A 22,699-nucleotide genomic window follows, 5' to 3' on the forward strand; every position below is an offset into this window, starting at 1 on the left:
ACCGGCGCACAGCGGCAAGGGCGGGCCCTTCGAGGAGTCACTCTCGAAGGGCCCGTTTCTGGTGTGCTCCGATGGTGCAGTCGATGCGGCGGGTGTCGTTGTCGGTGGCGATACCGTTCTCGGTGACGATGAGGCATGTGCAGATGCCCATCCGCCTCGTCCTGCGCGAGACCACCGCCCCGCCGCGCCCGCGCGGACCGCAGTGACCCCCAAGCCCTTGCCCCCTGGCGGGGACCGCGAAGGTCATGCGCCGACGGACTCCCGGGCCTCGTCCCCGTCCGTGACTCCAAGGTCCCCGAGGGCCCGGCCCTCATCCTCCCCGCGTACGCCTGGGCCCCCTTCGTCGTGGCGCTCGAGGGCGACGGGCCGACCTGCTGAGGGGCCGGAAGGAGAGCGTCCGGCGGGCCCTCCGTGTTTGTGTGGGAGGTATGACCGAATCGACTGTCGAGTACATCCGCTACCGCATTCCCGAGGAGAAGTCCGCGGAGTTCCTGGCCGCCTACACGCGGGCCGCGGCCCAGCTCGCCGCGTCGCCGCATTGCGTGGACTACGAGCTGGCGCGCTGCGAGGAGGACTTCGAGCACTTCGTCCTGCGGATCACCTGGACCTCGACCGAGGACCACGTCGAGGGATTCCGGAAGTCGGAGCTGTTCCCCGCCTTCTACGCCGAGATCCAGCCCTACATCCCCTACATCGAGGAGATGCGCCACTACGCGCCGACGACGGTACGGGGCCCGGGCGCGGCGGTCCCCACTCTCTACGCCTGGGCCGGGGGCGCCGAGGCCTTCGCCCGCCTTTCCGAGGCGTTCTACGCCAAGGTCGTCAAGGACGATGTCCTCGCACCGGTGTTCGAGGGCCTGGCCCCCGAACACGCGATGCATGTCGCCCTCTGGCTCGGCGAGGTCTTCGGCGGGCCGCCCGCCTACTCCGAGACCCAGGGCGGCCATGACCACATGGTCGCCAAACACTTCGGCAAGAACATCACCGAGGTGCAGCGCCGCCGGTGGGTCAACCTGCTCCAGGACGCGGCGGACGACGCGGGCCTGCCCACGGACGCCGAGTTCCGCTCCGCCTTCCTCGCCTACGCGGAATGGGGCACGCGCCTGGCCGTCCACTTCTCCGGCCCCGACGCGACCCCTCCGGGAGACCAGCCGGTACCGAGGTGGACGTGGGGAGCGGCCCCGCCGTACCAGCCCTGACGACCGGGTTTCCTTGGCCACCCGCGCCGCCCGGAGGCTTTCAGGGGCGCGGGGAACTGCGCGACCAGCCCCCACGGGCCCACAGTCGAAGAACGCACCCGGGTCCGGGGCGCAGCCCCGGGAAGCGGGCCGGCGCTACGTGGGCGTGCTCGCGCCCGCGCGGGTCGCGTCCGTGCCCCAGCTGGCCAGCAGGCGCAGGGCCTCCGCCGAGGCGGACCCCGGCTCCGCGTGGTAGGTGACCAGTGACTGCTCGCTGTCGTCGGCCAGCCGGAAGGACTCGAAGTGCAGCGCGAGGTCACCCACCAGCGGATGCCGCAGCCGCTTCACGCCGTGACTCTTCTCCTTCACGTCGTGTGTGGCCCACAGCCGACGGAAGTCCTCGCTCTTCACGGAGAGCTCGCCGACCAGCGTCGACAGCTGGGGGTCGTCCGGGTGACAGCCCGCGTCCATGCGTAGCAGGCAGACGATGTCGATCGCCTTCTGCTCCCATTCCACGTACAGGTCGCGGTACTCGGGCTTCAGGAACACCATCCGCGCCCAGTTCCGCTCCTGCGGCGCCAGCTCCGACCAGTCACCGAACACGGCCGCCGCCATCCGGTTCCAGACGAGGATGTCGGAGCGCCGCCCGGTCACGTATGCGGGAACGCCGTCCAACGCGTCCAGCAGCTGCCGCAGCGCCCCCCGTACCTGCTGCGGCCGTGCCGGCTGCTTCTTCTTGTGCGCCTTGGGCTTCGCGAGGTGCGTGAGATGCGCGTGCTCGGCGTCCGTCAGCCGCAGGGCGCGGGCGATCGCGTCGAGCACCTCCGCCGACACGTTCCGTCCGTTGCCCTGTTCCAGGCGCGTGTAGTACGCCACGGACACCCCGGCCAGCTGCGCCAGCTCCTCGCGCCGCAGTCCGGGCACCCGGCGGTGCCGGCCGAAGTCGGGAAGCCCCACGTCCTCCGGCTTCAGCCGGGCCCGGCGGGTGCGCAGAAACTCGCTGAGCTCGGCACGCCGGTCCAGGGGCGGGGAGGGCTGTTCGTCCATACGTCCAGTATTCATGGTCGTACGCCGGTGAACCTGACCCCGCCAGTAGTAGGACCAGCGGACGTACGCAAAGCCGTGACCTGGGTGAAGGCTCTCCGCTCGGGCAAGCTGTACAGCGTGCCCGACCGAAGGCAGCCGGGCACAGGACATATCACTCCTTAGGAGAACCCCCGGCATGACCACTGTTGCTGCGTACGCCGCTCCCGCCGCCAAGGCTCCGCTGGAGCGCACCACCATCGAGCGCCGCCCGGTCGGTGAGTTCGACGTCCTGATCGACATCAAGTTCGCCGGTATCTGCCACTCGGACATCCACCAGGCCCGGGAGGGCTGGGGTGAGGCGATCTTCCCGATGGTGCCGGGTCACGAGATCGCCGGCATCGTCTCCGAGGTCGGCTCCGGCGTCACCAAGTTCAAGGTCGGCGACCGCGTGGGCGTCGGCTGTCTCGTCGACTCCTGCCGCGAGTGCGACAACTGCAAGGCCGGCCTGGAGCAGTACTGCACCGGAGGCGGCGTCGGCACGTACAACGCCCTCGACAAGAACGGCGAGCCGACCTACGGCGGCTACTCCGAGAAGATCGTCGTCGACGAGAACTACACCGTCCGTATCCCCGACGGCATCTCCCTCGACGTGGCCGCGCCGCTGCTCTGCGCCGGCATCACCACGTACTCCCCGCTCAAGCACTGGAACGCCGGCCCCGGCAAGAAGGTCGCGATCCTCGGCATGGGCGGCCTCGGCCACATGGGCGTCAAGATCGCGGACGCGCTCGGTGCCGAGGTGACCGTCCTGTCGCAGTCGCTGCGCAAGAAGGACGACGGGCTGAAGCTGGGCGCCGACCACTACTACGCCACCAGCGACCCGAAGACCTTCGAGGAACTGCGCGGCACCTTCGACCTGATCCTGTCGACCGTGTCCGCCCCGCTGGACCTGGACGCCTACCTGTCCCTGCTGAGGACGGACGGCGCCTTCGTGAACGTGGGCGCCCCGGAGGAGCCCGTCAAGCTCAACCTCTTCTCCGTGATCGGCGGCCGCAAGACCCTCGCCGGTTCCGGTATCGGCGGCATCCAGGAGACCCAGGAGATGCTGGACTTCTGCGCCGAGCACGGCTTCGGCGCCGAGATCGAGCTGATCAGCGCATCCGAGATCAACGACGCCTACGAGCGGGTGCTGACGAGTGACGTCCGCTACCGCTTCGTGATCGACACCGCCACCATCTAGTCGCGGACGGAGTTCGCAGGGCGCCTACCGGTCGTACGACCGGTAGGCGCCCTCGGTGTTTCCACCGTAGGTACGGCGATCCCGTCAGCGGCGGCCCGACCTGCCCAGCAGCCACAGCAGACAGGGACCGCCCACCAGGGACGTGAGCGGCCCCGACCGGGATCTCCAGCGGCGGCACCAGCGTGCGGGCCACCAGGTCGGCGCCCACCACGATCAGCGCGCCCGTCAGGGCGGAGGCGGCGAGGGGGAGTTGCGGGGTGCGGGTGAGGCGGCGGGCCAGTCGGGGCCCGGTGAGGGCGACGAAGCCGACCGGGCCCGCCGCGCCCGCCGCGCCGGTCGCGACCGCGGCGAGCACCGCCCCGAGCACGGTCAGGCCTTTCGCGGTGCCTTTCGGGGTGCCTTCGGGGTGACGAGGTCTGCTCCGATGGGGGACACGCCGCGCCGGGTTCGAGGACATATCAGCGTAAAACGTGTGTTATTCATTCATGCACACACCTACGCGGCGCACCGTGCTCGGTGCCTCGATCGCGGCCGCCGGCTCGGGACTCCTGGCCGGCTGCTCCGGGTCCGACTCCTCCTCCGGACCCGGCTCGCACCCCGGGCCGGGCGAGCACCAGGGGAGCGGAGTCGGTCACGGCGGCAGGCCTTTCATTCCCAGGGGACCCAAGGGGTACGTGAATCCGTCCGATCCCGAGGTCCTCGCCGTCGAGAGGAAACGTGGTTCCGGCCCCGTCCGCTCGTTCAACCTCACGGCCGCCGAGACCACCCTCGACCTGGGCGGACGGACCGTCAGGTCATGGGCGTACGGCGACTCGCTGCCCGGCAGGGAGGTGCGGATCAAGTCGGGCGACATCCTCGATCTCAACCTGGCCAACCATCTGCCCGTGTCCACGACGCTGCACTCGCACGGTGTCCGTATGCGCTGCGACATGGACGGAGTGCCCGGCCTGACCCAGCACCCCATCAGGTCCGGCGACGACTTCAACTACCGCTTCGCCGTGACGCACCCGGGCACGTACTGGCTGCACTCGCACTCGGGGCTGCAGCTCGACCGCGGCCTGTACGCCCCGCTGATCGTCGAGGACCCCAGGGAGCCGTTGTCCTACGACAAGGAGTGGGTCGTAGTCCTGGACGACTGGGTGGACGGTGTGGCCGGCTCCACCCCCGACGGTGTGCTCGCACAGCTGCTCGACGGCAAGGGCATGGCGACGGGCATGGGCATGGGTGAGGACGACGAACCCGGGGGCAAGGCTCATGACAAGGCCGCCCACGAGAAGCCCCATGGCCCCTCCCGCGTCCTGCGGAACTCCCACAGCCGCATCCTGCACAGCGAGGGAGGCAGCGTCGACTACCCGTTCTACCTGGTCAACGGCCGTCTCGCGAAGGCTCCTTCGGTCTTCCGGGCCCGCAAGGGGGACCGCATCCGGCTGCGGATCATCAACGCCGGCGCCGAAACCGCCTTCCGGGTGGCGCTGGGCGGCCACGAGATGACGATCACGCACACGGACGGATACCCCGTCGAGCACACGAGGACGGACGCGCTGCTGCTCGGCATGGCCGAACGCTACGACGTGCTGATCACCGCCAAGGACGGGGTGTTCCCGCTGGTCGCGCTCGCCGAGGGCAAGAACGCCAGGGCCCTGGCCGTCCTGCGCACCGGCAGTGGGGACAATCCCCGCCCCTCCGTGCACCCGGACGAACTCGACGGCAAGCTCGTCCCGGCCAGACGCCTGGTGCCGGACGACTCCGTGGCCCTCAGCGACGACGAACCGGACCGCGAGCTGCGCATCAGGCTGACCGGCGGGATGAAGAAGTTCGACTGGGCCTTCGACCACAAGCCGTACTCCGTCGAGCAACGCCACCCGGTCAGCTACGGCGAACGGATCCGCCTGACCCTCATCAACGCCACCAACATGTGGCACCCCATGCATCTGCACGGCCACACCTTCGCCCTCACCGGCTTCGGCGTGGTCGGCGCCCGCAAGGACACCGCCCACGTGGTGCCACACCACAAACTCGTCGTCGACTTCTACGCCGACAACCCGGGCCTGTGGATGCTCCACTGCCACAACCAGTACCACTCGGAGTCCGGCATGATGACGATCCTCGGCTATCGGAAGTGAGGCACCAGCCACCGACGCGTTGTCACCTGATCATGCGAAACCCCGCTAGGGGAAGGAGACGCGGTGGCCGAACAGGCCGCCGAAGTCGGTCGGCGCGTCGAAGCGTTCGGCGAGGACCAGGGCCAGGTGCCCGTGCGGCAGGTGGCTCCCCCGCCCCGAGCCGCGGGCGGGCCCGCCCACCGCATCCTCCGGGCATCAGCCGCGGCGCTGCCACCAGCGGCGCTTCGGTCCGGGTGTCGGAGGAAGCGGTTCGGCCGACTCATGGGCTGTCGCGGTGTCCGGGGCGACGGCGGCACCTCGCGCTCGGGAGCGTAGCTTGGGGCGGCCGGGACGACCGGGGCGTTGTTCCGGGCTGACACTCCGGGGGAGAGCGGATGAACGGCTGGGGCCGGCGCTGGGAAAGAGTCCGGGCAGGCCGTCCGGCGGTCATGGTCGTCATTCTCGTGGCCGCGGGCATCGGACTGACCTGGTTCGCCGGAACGCATTTCGCCTACGCCACGGGCCTGGCCGGCACCCCGGGGCATCTCAGGATCGAAGCATGCGCCTGGGAACACGTCGGGGGCCACCGGTATCCGCACTGCAGTGGCATCTTCCGCTCCTCCGACGGCACCGTCGTCGACCCGAACGCCTCGATCGGCAAGAACCTGCCCGTCGGCGACACGGTCGCGTTGCAGCGGGTGGCCTCCGGCGGATACGAGCAGACGGGCACCGCGTCCTCGTTCGGGTGGCTGGCGATCTCCCTGCTCGGCCTCATGGTGCTGCTGCTGGGGATCCTGGTCGTCTGCGGCAAGGGCGGTGCGCGTCGAGTACCGCGCGGGCTGCTGGTGCTGCTCGGTGCGCTGGGCGCCTTGATGCTGCTCAGCGCGTTCATCGGCGGAGTGGCGGGGATGACCGGGGTGTTCTGAGGCCCGCCCCCCTCGTGCGGCGGGCGTGCGGACGACGTGCGCCGGGGATAGGCTTTTGACCGCAAGGTCAGGTTCTCCGGGCGGTTTTGCAGACGCCGAGGCCTCATTCGCGATGATCGACTCTTCCTGCGGAGACCTGCCGACTCCTTTCTTCGAAGAAGGCGTGCCCCGCGTCTTCGAAGAAGGCGTGCCTCGCGCTTCGGGCGCCGTAGGAGTGCTGCCTCAGGACCCGCGGCTTCGCGGTCCCCGCAAGGAGGTCGGGATGAGAGTTGTCGTTGATCTTTCCCGGTGCCAGGGATACGCGCAGTGCGCGTTCCTGGCACCGGACGCGTTTCGGATGCACGGCGAGGAAGCGTTGATGTACGCCTCGAACCCCGACGACGCCCAGCGCGAACAGGTGTTGCGCGCCGCGGCGGCCTGCCCCGTCCAGGCCATTCTGGTCGACCGGCTGGAGGGCCGGGACGCGCCGGTGGGGACGTCGCCGTCATGAGCACCGCCGACACCCTGCAGGGGTTCAAGCGCGACGGCCGCGTCGTGATCGTCGGGGCGTCACTGGCGGGACTGCGCGCCGCGGAGGCCCTGCGCGACGAGGGGTTCACCGGGAAGCTGACCATGATCGGTGACGAGTTGGGGGAGCCCTACGACCGCCCCCCGCTGTCCAAGCAGGTACTGACCGGATGGGTGCCGGCCGACGGCACCACCCTGCCACGGCGTCGTGACATCGACGCCGAGTGGCTCCTGGGCGTCCCCGCCGACGGACTGGACCTGGCCAACAACCACGTACGGCTCGCCGACGGCCGCACGGTCCCCTTCGACCGCATGCTGATCTCCACCGGCGTACGGGCCCGGCCCTGGCCCGTCGAGGCCGAGGCGGCGCTGGACGGTGTCTTCGTGGTCCGCACGCGCGAGGACGCCGCGGGCCTGCAGCGGGCGGTCGCCGCCGGGCCCTCCCGCGTACTGATCATCGGCGCGGGCTTCACCGGCTCCGAGATCGCCTCTGTCTGCCGCGAGCGCGACATCCCGGTGACCGTCGCCGAGCTCGCGCCGGCCCCGCTGGTCGGGGGACTCGGCGCGATGATCGGCGAGGTCGCCGCGGAGATGCAGCGCGCGCACGGCGTCGACCTGCGCTGCGGTGTCCGAGTCACCCAGCTGGAGGGCGACGCGCAGGGGCGGTTGCGCCGCGCCCACTTCGACGACGGCAGCACGGTCGACGCCGACGTGGCGGTGGTGGCGCTCGGGGGCATCCGCAACACCGAGTGGCTGCGGGACTCGGGACTGGCGGTGGGCATATGGGGAGTCGCCTGTGACGCGGGCTGCCGCGCCTTCGACCTCAACGGCCTGGTCACCGACGACATCTTCGTCGCCGGAGACGTGGCACGCAGCCCGAACCCGGTCTACGAGTACCGGTTCATCTCGCTCGAACACTGGGCCAACGCCGTGGAGCAGGCGGAGATCGCCGCGCACAACATGGTCAGCGCCCAGGCGGACCGCTGGCCGCACCTGACCATCCCGACGTTCTGGTCCATCCAGTTCGGCGTCAACATCAAGTCCGTCGGTGTGCCGACCTACGCCGACGAGGTCGTCGTCACCCAGGGATCCGTGCCCGACCACCGCTTCGTCGCCACCTACGGGTACCAGGGCCGCGTCACGGCGGCCGTCAGCTTCAACAACGCGAAGTGGCTGGACCACTACCGGCGGCTGATCGAGACGGCCGCGCCCTTCCCGCCCCCCTGCCCCACGCCCGACCAGCCCGTCGACGCGAAGCCGGTGCCCGTCGACTTCCCGGGCCCCACTCTGCTCGGTCAGGGCGCCACCGTGGTCGTCACCGGCCATGACCCGGGCGAGCGGCGCGTCACTGCCATGCGGCAGCACCGCTAGGAGGGAAGCGACAGCACCGCTGGGAGGGACCAGGAGGGAAAGCGACATGACCACGACCGAGACGCCCGACATCCTGCCCCGGATCCTCGACTACGCGAACCGGGCGGACCCGTACCCGCTCTACGCCGAGCTGCGCAGGACGCCGGTGGCCCTGCAGGAGGACGGCAGTTACGTCATCAGCACCTACCGCGAACTCAGCGGCATCCTGCACGACCCGCACCTGAGCTCCGACGTCCGCAACCTGGCGCATCCGATGCCCGCGATGCAGGAACGTGCCACGCCGGCGTTCATCAACCTCGACCCGCCCGAGCACGACCGTCTGCGGCGCCTGGCGATGCGTCACTTCGGCCCCCCGCACACCCCGGGCCTCGTGACCGGCATGGAACCGGACCTGACGGCCATCGTCGCCGGTCTGATCGACGACTTCGCGGGCAAGCAGCGGATCGACATCGTCGACGACTTCGCCTACCCGTTCCCCGTCACCGTGATCTGCCACCTGCTCGGTGTGCCGCGCGAGGACGAACCGCGATTCCACGTGTGGGTGAACGCCATCATCGACTCGATCGACTACAACCCCAAGACCGACCCGCAGGAGAAACTGGACAACGGCATACAGGCCACCAAAGACCTGCGCCACTACCTCGGCGGACTGCTGGAACAACGCCACGGCCACCCCGGCGACGACCTTCTGACACGGCTGGCCAACGACGACGGGCCCGACGGGCGGATGACCGACGCCGAGATCGTCAGCACCGCCAACCTGCTGCTCATCGCGGGCCACGAGACCACCGTCAACCTCATCACCAACGGCATGCTGACGCTGCTGCGCCGCCCTGACGTGCTGCAACGGCTGCGCGCCGAACCGGACCTGGTCGTACCGCTGGTCGAGGAACTGCTGCGCTACGAGCCCCCCGTGCACATCATTCCGTGGCGGGCGGCGTACAGCGACATCTCCGTCGGCGGCACCGTCATCCCCAAGGGCTCGAAGGTCATGCTCATGCTCGCCTCGGGCAGCCGCGACCCCGACCGCTTCCACGATCCCGACCGCTTCGACCCCGATCGCCAGGACAACCAGCACCTGGGTTTCGGCAGCGGCATCCACCTGTGCTTCGGCGGCCCGATGGCCCGACTGGAAACCCAGATCGCCCTGACCGCACTGGTACGCCGCCTGGCCGGCCCCACCCTGGTGACCGACCCACCCCCGTACCGCCCCAGCCCCGTCCTGCGAGGCCCCATCCACCTGCTCGTCGACCAGAAATGACACCGCGTTCGAGCACCGGCACCGCGCCCGAGCCCGGCAGGTGGCCGCTCGTGTCGCCCCTCATCGGTCCCGCAACCGTCCGTTAGGCTCGCGTCGTCCCACAGGTCCCGATCTTCACGGAGGGCAGCACGGCGGGGATCAATCGAGAGCGCCTCGTCAGAACGCTGACGTTCTGGCTGCGTCCCGCCTTCGCCTTGCGGGTCATCAACCGGTTTCAGAAGATCGTGGGTTTCGACCGCTCGATGGCCCTGGCGTCCAGCGCCTTGACGGCATTGATCCCGCTCTCCATCCTCCTCGGCGCCGTCCTCGGCAACCTCGTGCACTACGACGCCGCCGAGCGGATCATCAAGCGCTACAGCCTCACCGGAGCGGGCGCCACGGCAGTCAACTCCCTCTTCTCTCCCGCCGAAGGCACCAGTGCGAGCGTGGGCATCTTCGGGGTCGTGTTTCTGACGATCTCGGTGCTGAGTTTCGCGCGCGCCGTGCAGCGGCTCTTCGAACAGGCATGGGAACTCAAACCTCTCAGCGTGCGCAACACACGCAACGGCCTGTGGTGGATCCTCACTCTCGGCGGCTACGGGGTGCTCACCGCGGCACTCTCCGCGCTCCTTGGCGGGGGCGCGCTGGGTCTGGCCGCCGCCGTGTGCCAGGTACCGGTGACCGCCGCGTTCCTCGTCTGGAGCGGCCGGATCCTGTCGGCGAAGCGGATCAGCCGGCCGGACCTGCTCCCCTTCGGCGTCACCGCCGCCGTTCTGACGGTGGCCTATTCGGTGGGCGCGACCCTCTACATGCCGCGCCTCTTCAACTCCTCCGCCGCACGCTACGGGGTGGTCGGCGCCGTCTTCGCGATGCTCTCCGCCCTCTTCGCAGCCATGCTCGTCCTGGTCGCGTCGGCGGCACTGGGACGAGAAGTACAAGACGAGCTCAGCCGGATCCGCCAGGGCCACCGCCCTTCCGACCACGAGGTCCACCGACAGTGGGACAGCGTGGTCGAGCAGACCCGGTCACGGTGGCGGACGGCACGCGAACAGGTTTCCCACCATCAGAACAAAGACCCGAACCACTGAGTGGGCGGGACCTTGCGGCCGACACCTCCGGCTGCGGGGGCCCGACGGGCGGACAGGGCTCGGACCAAGGACTTCTGGTGCGAGGAGAAGACGGTGCCCGATCGACATGGGCTGTCATCCGTAGCCGGAGGCTCCCACCGTGGGGACACGCGGCCCGGACGCGGTGCGGGTGAACCTCTCGGTGAACGCAAAGGGCCACGTGGTGGCGCCGGCGCCGCGCGTGAGCCTGCTGGACGCGCTGCGCGAGCATCTCGATCTCACGGGCTCGAAGAAGGGCTGCGACCAGGGCACCTGTGGTGCCTCAGGGTGGGCACGGGCGTTTCCCGTCGGCCATCGATTTTCGCGCGCGCCGGAGCCGGTGTCCTCAGCTACGCCCGTCCGGTCCGGAGTCATCCCGGTCGATCGGGAAGCGGTAGACCGTCGACTGCCGGGCCTGGAAGCCCAGACGCTCGTAAAGCCGGTTCGCTGCCGCGCGATCCGGCCGGGAGGTGAGATCGACCGTCCGGGCGCCCGCCTCCCGGGCAATCCGCAAGGCCTCCTGGGTGAGGAGGCCTGCGACTCCCCGGCCCCGCGCAACGCTGTCCACGACCACGTCTTCGACACGGGCTCGCAAGCCGGACGGCAAGGGCAGGAGCACCAGCGTCAGGGTGCCGACGATCTCATCGGATGTCCGGGCGACGAGCACCGTGGTGGCATCACACGTCACCATCCGGTCGATTGCTTCGTAACCGAGCGGGTCCGCCGTCGAAGACAATTGCGGTAGCAGCCGGCCGAAGGCATCCACGAGTTCCTGACTCGCTTCCCGGGCGATCTCCACACGGACGTCCATGCCGTGAGCCTATCCATCGCCCGGGACCGATCAGTGTCACCTTGCGCGAGTCGTACGCCTCCGTCGCCGGGCGCGTCGCCGGATCCAGATCGTGCCGCGAGCGACCCCACACTGTTGGCCGAGTTCATCGGGCGACGTCCGGTGCAGCGGCCCATCGGCCACCACCCGGCCACTGCCCAGCCGGGCGTCTTCGGCAGTGCCGCGTGCAATGCCGTCGAGCGACCACGCCGCCGACGCGATCACCAGGCGGCGAGCTGCCCATCCCCCATGGCCATGGATCCACGGCTGGGCCAGCTCAGGTGGCTGGTCGGAACGCTGTCATGCGGAAGCCACCACCTCGCCGGCCATGACCTGGGGAGCGTTGGGGAGCAGTGACGCGAGGTTGTCCCGCACGAAGTCCGCGGCCCTCGCGATCGATTCGTCGGCACCGGCCCGGTCCTGGAAGACGCTCGTCGAGACCATTGCTCCGTCCCCGGTATCGATCCAGTAGTAGGCCACGAAGCCGGGGACCTGACGCATGAGCGCCACGAACCCCTCGTTCACGAGACGTGCGGCCTCGGCCGAATCGGTCACTCCTTCGTACCGCCGGATTGCTGCGTACATCGCCAAGCTCCTCACGGCGTGCTGGGTTCGTCCTCTGCTGAGACGTCGTACCCCGGTGATGGCCGCCCGGCTCATGAGGGGTCCAGCAATCACCTGAAGGGCCGCCTCGGGCGATCCGAACGGCGGTAGTCCCGACCTCGCGTCGAACTCGGACCGCCGCAGCCGGTGGGCCGTTCATGTGGCGGGCCAGGTGCCGAGTGCGTGGGCCAGTCGGTCGCTCCGCTCTCGGGTGATGCCCCGGGCCAGGTGAGTACCACACCGCGGACTCATGGACTCGTCGCAGTGCAGGATTTCCGTGGAAGGGCTCCTGGCTGCCCGAGAGCGGGGAGGCGGCAGGAAGCGTCCACTCGGCCGGCGGCGACGCCCTGGCCGGGGTCGAGGTCCTGAAGAGTTCCGGCCCCGGCGTTCTCATCCGCCGGGACGCCGAGCGGCAGATCCTTGTGATCAGCGGTGACTCCGCCGGCAGGCCGGTGCTCGCCGAATCTGCGGGCCCTGGCCACGGACGAGGACGGCGGTCACCTCCACACCGACTACTTCCCCGGGCACTTCTACCTGGCCGAAGGGTCACTGCCCCTGGTGGTCGACAGCCCGCACGGAGGCATGCCAACCCGCTGAGCGGGCAGTTGGTCACGCGGGTGACGCGTGCGGCAGAGGCTGTTCTGTCCAGACGGTCTTGCCGTCGTGGCTGTAGCGGGTGCCCCACCGCTCCGTGAGCTGCGCGACCAGGAAGAGCCCGCGTCCGCCCTCGTCCGTGCTGAGGGCCCGTCGGAGGTGAGGGGACGTGTGGCTGGCGTCCGACACCTCACAGATCAGGCAGTGCGTACGGATGAGGCGCAGGGTGACGGGGCCGGCCGCGTACCGGTAGGCGTTGGTGACGAGCTCGCTGGCGACCAGCTCGGTGGTGAAGGCCAGTTCCATCAGGCCCCATTCGGTCAGTTGCGCCGTGGCCAGCTCCCTGGCACGGGCAGCGGCGGTCGCTTCCAGGGGCAGCTGCCAGATGGCGACATCCTGTGGCGGGAGCACCTGGGTACGGGCGACGAGCAGTGCGACGTCGTCGGTGGGGAGGTGCTCCTTCGGCAGCAGCGCTTCGACCACGGCGTGGCAGGTGCTTTCCAGAGGATCGGCAACGTGGGTGAGGCATGCGTGCAGGTGCTCCAGCGCGGCGTCGATGTCGCCGTTGCGCGCCTCCAGAAGACCGTTGGTGTAGAGCGTGAGCAGGCTGCCCTCGGGGAGGTCGAGGTCGTACGTCTCGAAGGGCAGCCCGCCCAGACCCAGCGGTGGACCCGCGGGCAGGTCGAGCACGGTCACCTCGCCGTCCGGGAGGGACAGCATCGGTGCCGGGTGACCGGCGCGTGCCAGGGAGCAGCGCCGGGAGACCGGATCGTAGACCGCGTACACGCAGGTGGCCCCGAGCATCTGGTCCACTGTGGACCCCCCGCTGCCGTCGGCGTTCGCCTCCAGCTCGGCGGCCAGCAGGCTGACCAGGTCGTCCAGCCGTGCCACCACCTCGTCCGGTTCCAGGTCGAGGCTGGCCAGCGTGCGCACGGCGGCGCGCAGGCGGCCCATGGAGGCCGCGGCATGGAGCCCGTGGCCGACCACGTCTCCCACGACGAGTGCGACCCGGGCCCCTGACAACGGGATCACGTCGAACCAGTCACCGCCGATGCCCGGTTCACCGCTCGCCGGGAGGTAGCGGCAGGCCACCTCGACCGCCGGCAGGTCGGACACCGCGCGCGGCAGCAGGCTGCGCTGCAGAGTCAGGGCGGCGCTCTGCTGCTGGGTGAAGCGGCGCGCGTTGTCGATGCAGACGGCCGCACGCGAGGAAAACTCATGGGCCACCGCGGCATCGTCGTCCTCGAAAGGCTCCGAGTGGCGCACGCGCCACAGGCTCACTACGCCCAGTACCAGGCCGCGCGCCACCAAGGGCACCACGATCAGCGAATGAACGCCGAGACCCATGGCTATCTCGATCCGCCGCCGGTCCATGGCGTACCACTCGGGGCGCAGGGACAGCAGCCGGTCGAGAATCGGGCGGCGCTCGGCCAGGCACCGCGCCTGCGGGGAATCCGGAAGGAGCGGGACCACCTCGCCCTCCTGGTACGGGACCCGGCGTTCCGGGGGTGAGAGGGCTACTCGGAGCAGCAGACCTCTCACACTGGGGGGTGGTTCGTCACCAAGTGTCACCGGCTTCAGAAGGTCCACCGAGCAGTAGTCGGCGAGGCCGTGTGCGGCCACTTCGGCCAGTTCCCGGGCCGTCTGTGCCACGTCCAGTGAGGTTCCGATCCGGGCGCTTGCCTCGTTCAGCAGGGCGAGTCTGCGTTGGGCCCGATGACGGTCGGTCACGTCCTCGATCGTCTCGGCCACGCCGAGGACCCGGCCCGCGGGGTCTTCCATCCGGAACGCCGAGACGGACACGATCCGCTCCCGGCCCGGATCATGGCGTGCCCGGGCCGACTGCTCCGTGAAGATCAACGGCTCGCCGGTCTCCAGGACGTGCCGTACCCGCTCTTCGGTCGGACCCGCGTCCTCGTCGACCATGAATTCGCGAGGGCGACGGCCCACCGGCGCCTCGGCCGGGACACCGCTTGCCTTTTCGACCGCACGGTTGACCCGGAGCACCCTGCTGTCCGGGCCGTAAGTGACCAGACCGATCGGGGACCGGCGGTACAGGCCGTCCAGCAGCGCACGGTCCCGCTGCCAGGCAATGACCTCCGCGGCGGGAGCTCCGACCAGGACCCACTCCTGACCGTCCGCGTCCCGAGTGATCGCGCGGGCCCGGAAACCCATTTCCATACGCCGTCCGTCGCGGTGTCGGACGGGCAGGACCCCGAACCAGCCCCCCGTCCTCATGGCGTCCACGACGACGGACCGCACGACAGGCAGGTCACGAGCGTCCACCAGGAGGTCCTGCCACGCCCGTCCGATCACTTCCTTGGCCGGATAGCCCAGCAGCTCCTGCGCACGTGTGCTCCAGCCGACCACGGCGCCTCGATCGTCGAGCACGGCCGAGGCGCCGCGCCCGAGGGCGAACGGATCCTCAGGACTCTCGCTGAAATGCATCGACGGCATCCCCATAGCCACCACCTTGCCTACGTGACTCCGATGTTCCTCCCCGCGCTCTCCGTTCGCGACCTTCCCGTTGACTCAGGCCGGCCCGGCCGCGTCTCCGATACCTCCGGCTACTTCTCCGACACCTCCGGAGCCGACGCGACGCCCGTCGGGCAGGACACCCCCCAGTCGCCTTCGGCCGCGGTACTCACCTTGACCCCCGTCCCTCCTGCGCCGCAGTAGCCCGCCGGGTTCTTGTCTAGGTACTGCTGGTGATAGGCCTCGGCCGGGTAGAAGGGGCGGCCCTTCGCGGGGAGGAGTTCGGTGGTGATGGTGCCGTAGCCGGAAGAGGTCAGGACCTTCTGGTAGACGGCGCGGGAGGCGGCCGCGGTGGCTGCCTGGGCGGGGGTGTGGGTGTGGATGGCGGAGCGGTACTGGGTGCCGACGTCGTTGCCCTGGCGGAAGCCCTGGGTCGGGTTGTGGGACTCCCAGAAGACCTGGAGGAGGCGCTCGTAGGAGATCAGGCCGGGGTCGTGGACCACGCGGACGACCTCCGTGTGGCCGGTCAGGCCCGAGCAGACCTCCTCGTACGCGGGGTGCTCGGTGAAGCCGCCCTGGTAGCCGACCAGGGTCGTGTACACGCCCGTAGGGAGCTGCCAGAACGTGCGCTCGGCGCCCCAGAAGCAGCCCATGCCGAAGTCGGCGATCTCCAGGCCCTCGGGGTAGGGGCCGAGGAGGGGGTTGCCGAGGACGGTGTGCCGGTCGGGGACCGTGAAGATCGGCTCCGGGCGGCCGGTCAGTGCCTGTTCGGCGGTCGGGAGCTGAGGGGTACGGCTGTGCAGGAACATGAGGTCTCCACGGGGTCACAGGAGCATGGGGCCGGGGCGCCGTGGTGCTCAACGGGTGAGCCCCGGTCGGGATTCCGGGGCTCGTGCGCCCTCAGCGGGGCAGTGACGCCGGCGTTCCGCCGTTCGCCTCGTAGCCCGCCACCGCCAGGGCGCGGTAGAGCGCGTAGTCCGCCGCCGGGTCGGGTGTGAGCGTCCAGGGGAGAGCGCCCACGTGGCCGTCCACGTGCACCAGCTGGTTCATGGCCTCGGCCCAGCGCTCGCCGCGGACCAGGAAGAGCACCAGGAGGTGGCGTACGTGAGCCAGCATCGGGTCGTCGGGGCGGGCCGCGTGCACCGCGTAGAGCGCGCCGTGGACCGCCTTGGTGACGACCTCGCTCTGGTAGAAGCCGCGGACGAGGTTCACCTCGGGGAGGTGCTCGAAGACCGCGAAGAGGGGCATGGCGGCGAGCAGGGAGCCCTGAGGGGCGCGGGCCGCCGCGGCCTCCGCGAAGGAGTACGCCACCTCGCGCGAGCCGTGCCACTTCTCGCACCAGTAGTGCAGGGCCGCCAGATGCGCGCCCATGTGGGCCGGCGCGCGGTCCAGGATCTTCAGCCAGAGCGCCTCGAACTCCGGCCGGGAGTAGGCGAGTCCGCGGGCCACCGACAGTTCGATGATGTACGGGATCGGGTCACCGGGGGAGAGCAGGGCCGCCTCGCCACATGCCGTCCTCGCCTCCTCCATGATGATCCGGAACTCGTCCGTCCCCGGCGTCGAGGTCCGCCACGCCTGCTGGACCAGGAACTCCGCGTGCACCGCCGCGCCGCCCGCGTCCTTGGGCTTCTCGGCCCGCCACACCCGCAGCCACTGCCCGCCCGGCGTCTCGCTGACCCCGCCCGGACGCTGCTGCAGCTCCAGGGACGCGGCGCCGGCGAAGGCCTGCACCCGCTGCCAGCGCGTCTCGCCCGAGATCTCCGTGCCCGCCAGGAGCTGCGAGGCCGCTTGGTACTCCTGCGTGCGCTGCACCAGGTCCAGGACGTCCAGGAGGTCCCCGTCCGGTCCGGGCATACGGATGTCCAGCTCTTCCTGACGCAGGAATCCGTAGTTCGCCGGGTCCGCCGCGTCCGGGTCGCCGGGCGAGACCAGCTGAATGCCGGTGCGCCTGCGCCTGAGGACCGGCAGCAGGACCAGGCTGAACATGGCCAGCGCCATCAGGACCCAGAGAATCTCCATGCCTCAAGCGAACCAGACGGGTCCGACAATTGGCCAACCCGGTCCGGTTCCGGTCCGGACCGCGCACCATCAGGCGCCCCGCACAAGCCGTGAGCCGCCATCAGGCCCGCGGGCGCACTACGCTCGGGACCCATGAGCGACAGGCACATCAGTCAGCACTTCGAGACCCTCGCGATCCACGCGGGCAACACCGCCGATCCCCTCACCGGTGCGGTCGTCCCGCCGATCTACCAGGTCTCGACCTACAAGCAGGACGGCGTCGGAGGGCTGCGCGGCGGCTACGAGTACAGCCGCAGCGCCAACCCGACCAGGACCGCCCTCGAAGAGAACCTCGCCGCCCTGGAGGGCGGTCGTCGCGGCCTCGCGTTCGCGTCCGGACTGGCGGCCGAGGACTGCCTGTTGCGTACGCTGCTCAGCCCCGGCGACCACGTGGTCATCCCGAACGACGCGTACGGCGGCACGTTCCGCCTCTTCGCGAAGGTCGTCTCGCGGTGGGGCGTCGAGTGGTCCGTGGCCGACACCAGCGACCCGGCCTCCGTACGCGCCGCCCTCACGCCGAAGACCAAGGTCGTGTGGGTGGAGACCCCCTCCAACCCGCTTCTCGGCATCACCGACATCGCCGCCGTCGCGCAGATCGCGCGCGAGGCGGGCGCCCGGCTCGTCGTCGACAACACCTTCGCCACCCCCTACCTGCAGCAGCCGCTCGCGCTCGGCGCGGACGTCGTCGTGCACTCGCTGACCAAGTACATGGGCGGGCACTCGGACGTCGTCGGCGGCGCGCTGATCGTCGGCGACCAGGCGCTCGGCGAGGAGCTGGCGTACCACCAGAACGCGATGGGTGCGGTCGCCGGGCCCTTCGACTCCTGGCTGGTGCTGCGCGGCACCAAGACGCTCTCGGTGCGCATGGACCGGCACAGCGAGAACGCCACCAAGATCGCCGACATGCTCACCCGGCACGCGCGCGTGACCCGCGTTCTCTACCCGGGCCTCCCGGAGCACCCCGGTCACGAGATCGCCGCCAAGCAGATGAAGGCGTTCGGCGGCATGATCTCCTTCCAGGTCGAGGGCGGCGAGGAAGCGGCCGTCGAGGTCTGCAACCGCGCCAAGGTCTTCACCCTCGGTGAGTCCCTGGGCGGCGTGGAGTCCCTGATCGAGCACCCCGGGCGCATGACGCATGCGTCCGCCGCCGGCTCGGCCCTGGAGGTCCCCGCCGACCTCGTCCGCCTCTCCGTGGGCATCGAGAACGTCGACGACCTGCTCCAGGACCTGCAGCAGGCCCTCGGCTGAACCCAGCCTCGGCCCCTCGGGGTCACCAGCCCGTCAGGGGTGGGGTCGTCTGCGAAGGCGGCTCCACCCAGGGACGGGCCATGGACGCCCACACCACGAAGGCGACGGCCGCGGCGAACAGCAGCAGCCACATCACCCGCCGGGCCAGCGTCCTGCGGCGCAGCATCCGGCTCCCGCGGCGCACGACGTCCGCGTACAGGTCGGGCGGCACGGTGGGCTGCTTCTGCTCCAGCAGCCGTCGTACGTTCGCCTCGCGCTCGGGCAGGTTCACGACCGCACCACCGACCTCACGACCGCACCACCGTGTTTCACGACCGCACCACCCTGCTTCACGACCGCACCACCGTGCTTCATGACGGCACCACCTTTGCCATGGTCGGTGCCGGTCCGCGCGGCGGGTGCAGCAGTGTCGTCATCGCCCGGGCGCAGATCGCCCTGACCCGTTCCACGGGGAGCCCGAGCAGGGCCGCCGTCTGTTCCTCGGCGACCCCCTCGTACATCCTCAGGACCAGGACCAGCCGCTCCTGGGGCGTCAGCCGGGCCAGGACGGCCACGGAACCGGAGCCGGAGGGGGAGGGGGAGGGGGACGGGGATGGGCGGAAGCGTCCCAGGGCGCCGTACTGGTGCCACGCCCCGCGCGCGAAGCGGACGGCCAGCTGCTGGCGGGCCCGGTCGTACGGGTCCTCACCGCGCAGCCGGTCCCAGGAGGCGTACGTGTGGGCCAGTGCCAGCGTCAGCAGGCGCCGCGCGCGCGGGTTGGCGTTCGGCGGCTCCGCGGTGAGCAGTGTGGCGGCATGCAGCAGCCGCCCTGCCGCGCCCGCGACGAACGCCTCGAACTCCCGGGCCCGGCGGGCGTTTTGGAACGCGCGCCGTTCTCGCACCACGCCTCCCGCCCGAGGGCGACCCTGACGGAACCAAGGGTCCGGCCGTGTACGACGGGCCGCACCGTGTGCGACAAGGACCCGGTCTCATATGAGGCCAGACGCGGCCCCGCGGTCAAGAGTCCGGCAGGCACACACGTGCGAAGGCTCAGGAAGGGGCGGGGCGGTCAGGAAGCCGGCGTGAGGGTCAGGAAGCCGGCTGCTCCCCCGCCGCGCCTCCTGTCGGGGCCATCCGGGACGAGAGCGCGCTGTTGAAGCGCGTGAGGAGTGAGCAGAAGGCCTCGCGCTCCTCCGGCGCCCAGTCGTGGGTCAGCTCGGCCATCAACTGGCGCCTTGAGGAGCGCACTTCGTCGAGGCGGGACTGTCCGCGCGGCGACAGCTGGAGCACCACGGCGCGTCCGTCCTCGGGGTGCGAGGTCCGCTTGACGAGACCGGTGTCGACCAGCGGGGCCACCTGCCGGGTGACCGTCGAGGAGTCGATGCCCATGCTCGCGGCGAGCGCCTTGACGCCCATCGGGCCTTCCTTGTCGAGGCGGTTGAGCAGCAGGTATGCGGCGCGGTCCATGGAGTTGCGGACCTGCCCCACTCCGCCGAGCCGGGTCTGTTCGGCACGGCGCGCGAACAAGGCGACCTCGTGCTGAAGCGTGTCGAGGAGACCGGTGTCACCGACGGTCGTCATGTCCATCGACATTTCTGGTGTTGTGGGCATGGCCGGGGGCTCAATTCATGCGTGGGGAGCTGGGTTGGGGGAAAGGGTACGCGGCCCGGACGCGGGTCGTACCGACGCTGAGTAAAACCGGTCTCGGCCCGTGGTCACACCAGGAGTCCGCGGGTGTGAACTGGGAGACTGGTGGTCATGAGCTACAGCACGGCCGACTCCTTGCCCAGGGTGACTCTGGACGACGTACGAGGCGCCCAGAAGATGCTCACGGGCGTGGCGCGGACGACCGCGATGGAGGGCAGCAGGTACCTGTCCCAGCTGGTGGGCGCCCCGGTGCACTTCAAGTGCGAGAACCTCCAGCGCACCGGCTCGTTCAAGCTGCGTGGCGCGTATGTGCGAATCGCCGGGCTGCTTCCGGAGGAGCGCGCCGCGGGTGTGGTCGCGGCCAGCGCGGGCAACCACGCACAGGGCGTCGCCCTCGCCTCCTCGCTGCTCGGCGTGCGCTCCACGGTCTTCATGCCGACCGGCGCCCCGCTGCCGAAGGTCGCGGCCACCCGCGACTACGGCGCCGAGGTGAGGCTGCACGGTCAAGTGGTCGACGAGACGCTGGCCGCGGCGCAGGAGTACGCGGCCGAGACGGGCGCGGTGTTCATCCACCCCTTCGACCACCCCGACATCATCGCGGGTCAGGGCACGGTCGGCCTGGAGATCCTGGAGCAGTGCCCCGAGGTGCGCACGATCGTCGTCGGGATCGGCGGCGGGGGGCTGGCCGCGGGCGTCGCGGTCGCGGTGAAGGCGCTGCGCCCCGATGTACGGATCATCGGAGTGCAGGCGGCGGGCGCGGCGGCGTATCCGCTCTCGCTGGCGGCGGGGCGCCCGGTGTCGATCGACAACCCGGCGACGATGGCCGACGGCATCAAGGTCGGACGGCCCGGCGATGTGCCGTTCGGGATCGTCCAGGAGCTGGTGGACGAGGTCCGCACGGTGTCGGAGAGCCATCTGTCGAGCGCGCTGCTGCTCTGTCTGGAGCGGGCCAAACTGGTCGTCGAACCGGCGGGCGCGAGCCCGGTCGCGGCGTTGCTGAGCGAGCCCGGGACCTTCGAGGGCCCGGTCGTCGCGCTGCTGTCGGGCGGCAATGTGGACCCGCTGCTGATGCAGCGCATCCTGCGCCACGGCATGGCCGCGAGCGGCCGCTACCTCGCGGTCACGCTACGGCTGACGGACCGTCCCGGTGCTCTGGCCACACTTCTGGGGGTGTTGTCAGTGGCGGACGCTAACGTCCTCGATGTGAGCCACGTACGGACCGATCCCCGGCTCGGGCTCACGGAGGTGGAGGTCGAGCTGCACCTGGAGACGAAGGGTCCGGAGCACTGCGCCGAGGTCGGCCGCGCCCTGCGTGAGGCCGGCTACACGGTCATCGACTGATCGACTGACATCCATCGTCCGAGGTCAGGGCCTCTGTCCTTGAACCTTGGAAAAATCTGTTGAGTAACGCGATACATCGCGTTACGGTGTGGCGTGCCCAGTCCCCGCCCGGCCTCTCGCTGCGCTCGTCGCAGCCTGTGAGGCGGGACGAGACGGGCAAAGGTAAGAAGTTACCGTGAAAATTCCCCAACGACGTGGAGAACTCACATGCCAGGCGCCATCTATGCCGAAGGCCTGGTGAAGACCTTCGGTGACGTAAGGGCTCTGGACGGCGTCGATCTCGATGTCCCGGAAGGCACCGTCCTGGGCCTGCTGGGACCGAACGGCGCGGGCAAGACGACTGCCGTCCGCTGTCTGACGACCCTCCTGCGCCCCGACAGCGGCAAGGCCGTCGTCGCGGGCGTCGACGTGCTCAAGCACCCCGACGCGGTACGGCGCAGGGTCGGCCTCTCCGGACAGTTCGCGGCCGTCGACGAGTACCTGACCGGCCGCGAGAACCTCCAGATGGTCGGCCAGCTCTACCAGATGAGGGCGAAGGCCGCGAAGATCCGCGCGACCGAGCTCCTCGAGCAGTTCAACCTGACGGAGGCCGCCGACCGCCCCGCGAAGACGTACTCGGGCGGTATGCGCCGCCGGCTCGACCTGGCCGCCGCGCTGGTCGTCTCACCGCCGGTCATGTTCATGGACGAGCCGACGACCGGCCTCGACCCGCGCAACCGGCAGCAGCTGTGGGAGGTCATCAAGCAGCTGGTCTCCGGCGGTACGACCCTGCTCCTGACCACGCAGTACCTGGAGGAGGCCGACCACCTCGCGCACGACATCTGTGTGGTCGACCACGGCCGTGTGATCGCCCGCGGTACCGCCGACCAGCTCAAGGCGCAGACCGGTGGTGAGCGCGTCGAGGTCGTCGTGCACGAGCGTGAGCACATAGCGACGGCCTCGGAGGTGCTCCGCGGCTTCGGCAAGGGCGAGACGACCGTCGAGGAGCACACCCGCAAGCTCACCGTGCCCGTCACCGGCGGCGCGAAGCTCCTCGCGGAGGTCATCCGCGAGCTGGACAGCCGCGGCATCGAGATCGACGACATCGGGCTGCGCAGGCCCACACTCGACGACGTCTTCCTCTCCCTGACCGGGCATGTCGCCGAGATCAAGGACGAGGAGAACGGGGTGGCCGGGGACGCGAGGGGCCGCAAGACGAAGAAGGACCCGGCGAAGAAGGACCCCGCGAAGGA

Annotated in this window: 23 protein-coding genes and 2 pseudogenes; 14 read left to right on the plus strand and 11 right to left on the minus strand. The window is 70.2% G+C overall.

Annotated features, from left to right (window positions below; all coding sequences use genetic code 11):
* The first annotated feature begins 135 nt into the window (after positions 1-135).
* Together ACIRA5_RS32035 and ACIRA5_RS32040 are read left to right on the plus strand one after the other, a co-directional pair.
* On the plus strand, positions 136-378 hold the full coding sequence (locus ACIRA5_RS32035; RefSeq protein WP_403696624.1) for a DUF397 domain-containing protein: 243 nt from the start codon (positions 136-138) through the stop codon (positions 376-378).
* A gap of 50 nt (positions 379-428) precedes the next feature.
* Positions 429-1,199 (plus strand): group II truncated hemoglobin, encoded by a 771-nt coding sequence (locus tag ACIRA5_RS32040; RefSeq protein ID WP_403696627.1) that lies wholly within the window; start codon positions 429-431, stop codon positions 1,197-1,199.
* A 135-nt stretch (positions 1,200-1,334) separates the two neighbouring features.
* Here ACIRA5_RS32040 and ACIRA5_RS32045 read toward each other — a convergent pair whose 3' ends face one another.
* Positions 1,335-2,225: a helix-turn-helix domain-containing protein gene (locus ACIRA5_RS32045; protein WP_403696629.1), complete on the minus strand. Its 891-nt coding sequence runs from the start codon at positions 2,223-2,225 to the stop codon at positions 1,335-1,337.
* A 175-nt stretch (positions 2,226-2,400) separates the two neighbouring features.
* Between ACIRA5_RS32045 and ACIRA5_RS32050 the strand changes: the two genes are divergently transcribed.
* Positions 2,401-3,441 (plus strand): NAD(P)-dependent alcohol dehydrogenase, encoded by a 1,041-nt coding sequence (locus tag ACIRA5_RS32050; protein ID WP_403696631.1) that lies wholly within the window; start codon positions 2,401-2,403, stop codon positions 3,439-3,441.
* Here ACIRA5_RS32050 and ACIRA5_RS32055 read toward each other — a convergent pair.
* Positions 3,368-3,898 carry an iron chelate uptake ABC transporter family permease subunit gene (locus tag ACIRA5_RS32055; protein ID WP_403696634.1) on the minus strand — a complete coding sequence of 177 codons (531 nt, stop codon included), beginning with the start codon at positions 3,896-3,898 and terminating at the stop codon, positions 3,368-3,370. The two genes, ACIRA5_RS32050 and ACIRA5_RS32055, sit on opposite strands and share 74 nt — an antisense overlap.
* Before the next feature lie 28 nt (positions 3,899-3,926).
* On the opposite strand from ACIRA5_RS32055, the gene ACIRA5_RS32060 reads away from it, so the two are divergent.
* Complete coding sequence (locus ACIRA5_RS32060) at positions 3,927-5,564, plus strand: multicopper oxidase family protein (RefSeq protein ID WP_403696637.1); 1,638 nt, start codon at positions 3,927-3,929, stop codon at positions 5,562-5,564.
* A gap of 45 nt (positions 5,565-5,609) precedes the next feature.
* Here ACIRA5_RS32060 and ACIRA5_RS32065 read toward each other — a convergent pair whose 3' ends face one another.
* Positions 5,610-5,744 (minus strand): hypothetical protein, encoded by a 135-nt coding sequence (locus ACIRA5_RS32065; protein ID WP_403696640.1) that lies wholly within the window; start codon positions 5,742-5,744, stop codon positions 5,610-5,612.
* A gap of 194 nt (positions 5,745-5,938) precedes the next feature.
* Between ACIRA5_RS32065 and ACIRA5_RS32070 the strand changes: the two genes are divergently transcribed.
* The 6 genes and pseudogenes from ACIRA5_RS32070 to ACIRA5_RS32095 all read left to right on the plus strand — a co-directional run.
* A complete protein-coding gene (locus ACIRA5_RS32070; RefSeq protein ID WP_403696643.1) occupies positions 5,939-6,469 on the plus strand; it encodes a hypothetical protein in 531 nt (176 codons plus the stop codon).
* A gap of 262 nt (positions 6,470-6,731) precedes the next feature.
* Positions 6,732-6,959: a ferredoxin gene (locus ACIRA5_RS32075; RefSeq protein WP_403696646.1), complete on the plus strand. Its 228-nt coding sequence runs from the start codon at positions 6,732-6,734 to the stop codon at positions 6,957-6,959.
* Positions 6,956-8,347: an NAD(P)/FAD-dependent oxidoreductase gene (locus tag ACIRA5_RS32080; RefSeq protein WP_403696649.1), complete on the plus strand. Its 1,392-nt coding sequence runs from the start codon at positions 6,956-6,958 to the stop codon at positions 8,345-8,347. Before ACIRA5_RS32075 ends, ACIRA5_RS32080 begins: the two co-directional genes overlap by 4 nt.
* Before the next feature lie 46 nt (positions 8,348-8,393).
* A complete protein-coding gene (locus tag ACIRA5_RS32085) occupies positions 8,394-9,608 on the plus strand; it encodes a cytochrome P450 (RefSeq protein WP_403696651.1) in 1,215 nt (404 codons plus the stop codon).
* 224 nt (positions 9,609-9,832) lie between these two features.
* On the plus strand, positions 9,833-10,675 hold the full coding sequence (locus ACIRA5_RS32090) for a YhjD/YihY/BrkB family envelope integrity protein (RefSeq protein ID WP_403696654.1): 843 nt from the start codon (positions 9,833-9,835) through the stop codon (positions 10,673-10,675).
* A 163-nt stretch (positions 10,676-10,838) separates the two neighbouring features.
* Positions 10,839-10,976: pseudogene (locus ACIRA5_RS32095) on the plus strand (2Fe-2S iron-sulfur cluster-binding protein); the annotation flags it as partial.
* A 63-nt stretch (positions 10,977-11,039) separates the two neighbouring features.
* Here the strand turns inward: ACIRA5_RS32095 and ACIRA5_RS32100 are convergent.
* The gene (locus ACIRA5_RS32100; protein WP_403696656.1) at positions 11,040-11,504 is read right to left on the minus strand and encodes a GNAT family N-acetyltransferase; all 465 of its coding nucleotides are present in this window, start codon (positions 11,502-11,504) and stop codon (positions 11,040-11,042) included.
* A gap of 318 nt (positions 11,505-11,822) precedes the next feature.
* The gene (locus ACIRA5_RS32105; protein ID WP_403696659.1) at positions 11,823-12,107 is read right to left on the minus strand and encodes a hypothetical protein; all 285 of its coding nucleotides are present in this window, start codon (positions 12,105-12,107) and stop codon (positions 11,823-11,825) included.
* Between the two features lie 450 nt (positions 12,108-12,557).
* On the opposite strand from ACIRA5_RS32105, the gene ACIRA5_RS32110 reads away from it, so the two are divergent.
* A complete protein-coding gene (locus ACIRA5_RS32110; RefSeq protein ID WP_403696662.1) occupies positions 12,558-12,722 on the plus strand; it encodes a hypothetical protein in 165 nt (54 codons plus the stop codon).
* A 12-nt stretch (positions 12,723-12,734) separates the two neighbouring features.
* Here the strand turns inward: ACIRA5_RS32110 and ACIRA5_RS32115 are convergent, their stop codons facing one another.
* The 3 genes from ACIRA5_RS32115 to ACIRA5_RS32125 form a co-directional block, all read right to left on the minus strand.
* Positions 12,735-15,182 (minus strand): SpoIIE family protein phosphatase, encoded by a 2,448-nt coding sequence (locus tag ACIRA5_RS32115; protein WP_403696664.1) that lies wholly within the window; start codon positions 15,180-15,182, stop codon positions 12,735-12,737.
* Between the two features lie 104 nt (positions 15,183-15,286).
* Positions 15,287-16,003 (minus strand): peptide-methionine (S)-S-oxide reductase MsrA, encoded by a 717-nt coding sequence (gene msrA / locus ACIRA5_RS32120; protein WP_403696665.1) that lies wholly within the window; start codon positions 16,001-16,003, stop codon positions 15,287-15,289.
* Between the two features lie 91 nt (positions 16,004-16,094).
* Positions 16,095-17,213 carry a hypothetical protein gene (locus tag ACIRA5_RS32125; protein ID WP_352049813.1) on the minus strand — a complete coding sequence of 373 codons (1,119 nt, stop codon included), beginning with the start codon at positions 17,211-17,213 and terminating at the stop codon, positions 16,095-16,097.
* Between the two features lie 132 nt (positions 17,214-17,345).
* Between ACIRA5_RS32125 and ACIRA5_RS32130 the strand changes: the two genes are divergently transcribed.
* Positions 17,346-18,500 (plus strand): cystathionine gamma-synthase, encoded by a 1,155-nt coding sequence (locus tag ACIRA5_RS32130; protein WP_403696669.1) that lies wholly within the window; start codon positions 17,346-17,348, stop codon positions 18,498-18,500.
* Between the two features lie 22 nt (positions 18,501-18,522).
* On the opposite strand, the gene ACIRA5_RS32135 is transcribed toward ACIRA5_RS32130, so the two are convergent.
* The 3 genes from ACIRA5_RS32135 to ACIRA5_RS32145 all read right to left on the minus strand — a co-directional run bounded on the left by ACIRA5_RS32135 (position 18,523) and on the right by ACIRA5_RS32145 (position 20,072).
* Entirely contained in the window at positions 18,523-18,771 is a 249-nt protein-coding gene (locus ACIRA5_RS32135; RefSeq protein ID WP_067368077.1) for a hypothetical protein, read from the minus strand.
* A 79-nt stretch (positions 18,772-18,850) separates the two neighbouring features.
* On the minus strand, positions 18,851-19,381 hold the full coding sequence (locus ACIRA5_RS32140; RefSeq protein ID WP_403696673.1) for a sigma factor-like helix-turn-helix DNA-binding protein: 531 nt from the start codon (positions 19,379-19,381) through the stop codon (positions 18,851-18,853).
* Positions 19,382-19,568: 187 nt separating this feature from the next.
* Positions 19,569-20,072, minus strand: coding sequence for a MarR family winged helix-turn-helix transcriptional regulator (locus tag ACIRA5_RS32145; RefSeq protein ID WP_403697215.1), 504 nt, complete (start codon positions 20,070-20,072; stop codon positions 19,569-19,571).
* 165 nt (positions 20,073-20,237) lie between these two features.
* Here ACIRA5_RS32145 and ilvA point away from each other — a divergent pair, with 165 nt between their 5' ends.
* Positions 20,238-21,467, plus strand: a complete 1,230-nt coding sequence (ilvA, locus tag ACIRA5_RS32150; protein ID WP_403696676.1) for a threonine ammonia-lyase — start codon at positions 20,238-20,240, stop codon at positions 21,465-21,467.
* A 207-nt stretch (positions 21,468-21,674) separates the two neighbouring features.
* Positions 21,675-22,682, plus strand: a pseudogene (locus ACIRA5_RS32155) (ATP-binding cassette domain-containing protein); the annotation flags it as partial.
* Positions 22,683-22,699: the final 17 nt, after the last annotated feature.

The sequence above is a fragment of the Streptomyces sp. NPDC096311 genome, from assembly GCF_044763085.1.
Taxonomy (GTDB): domain Bacteria; phylum Actinomycetota; class Actinomycetes; order Streptomycetales; family Streptomycetaceae; genus Streptomyces.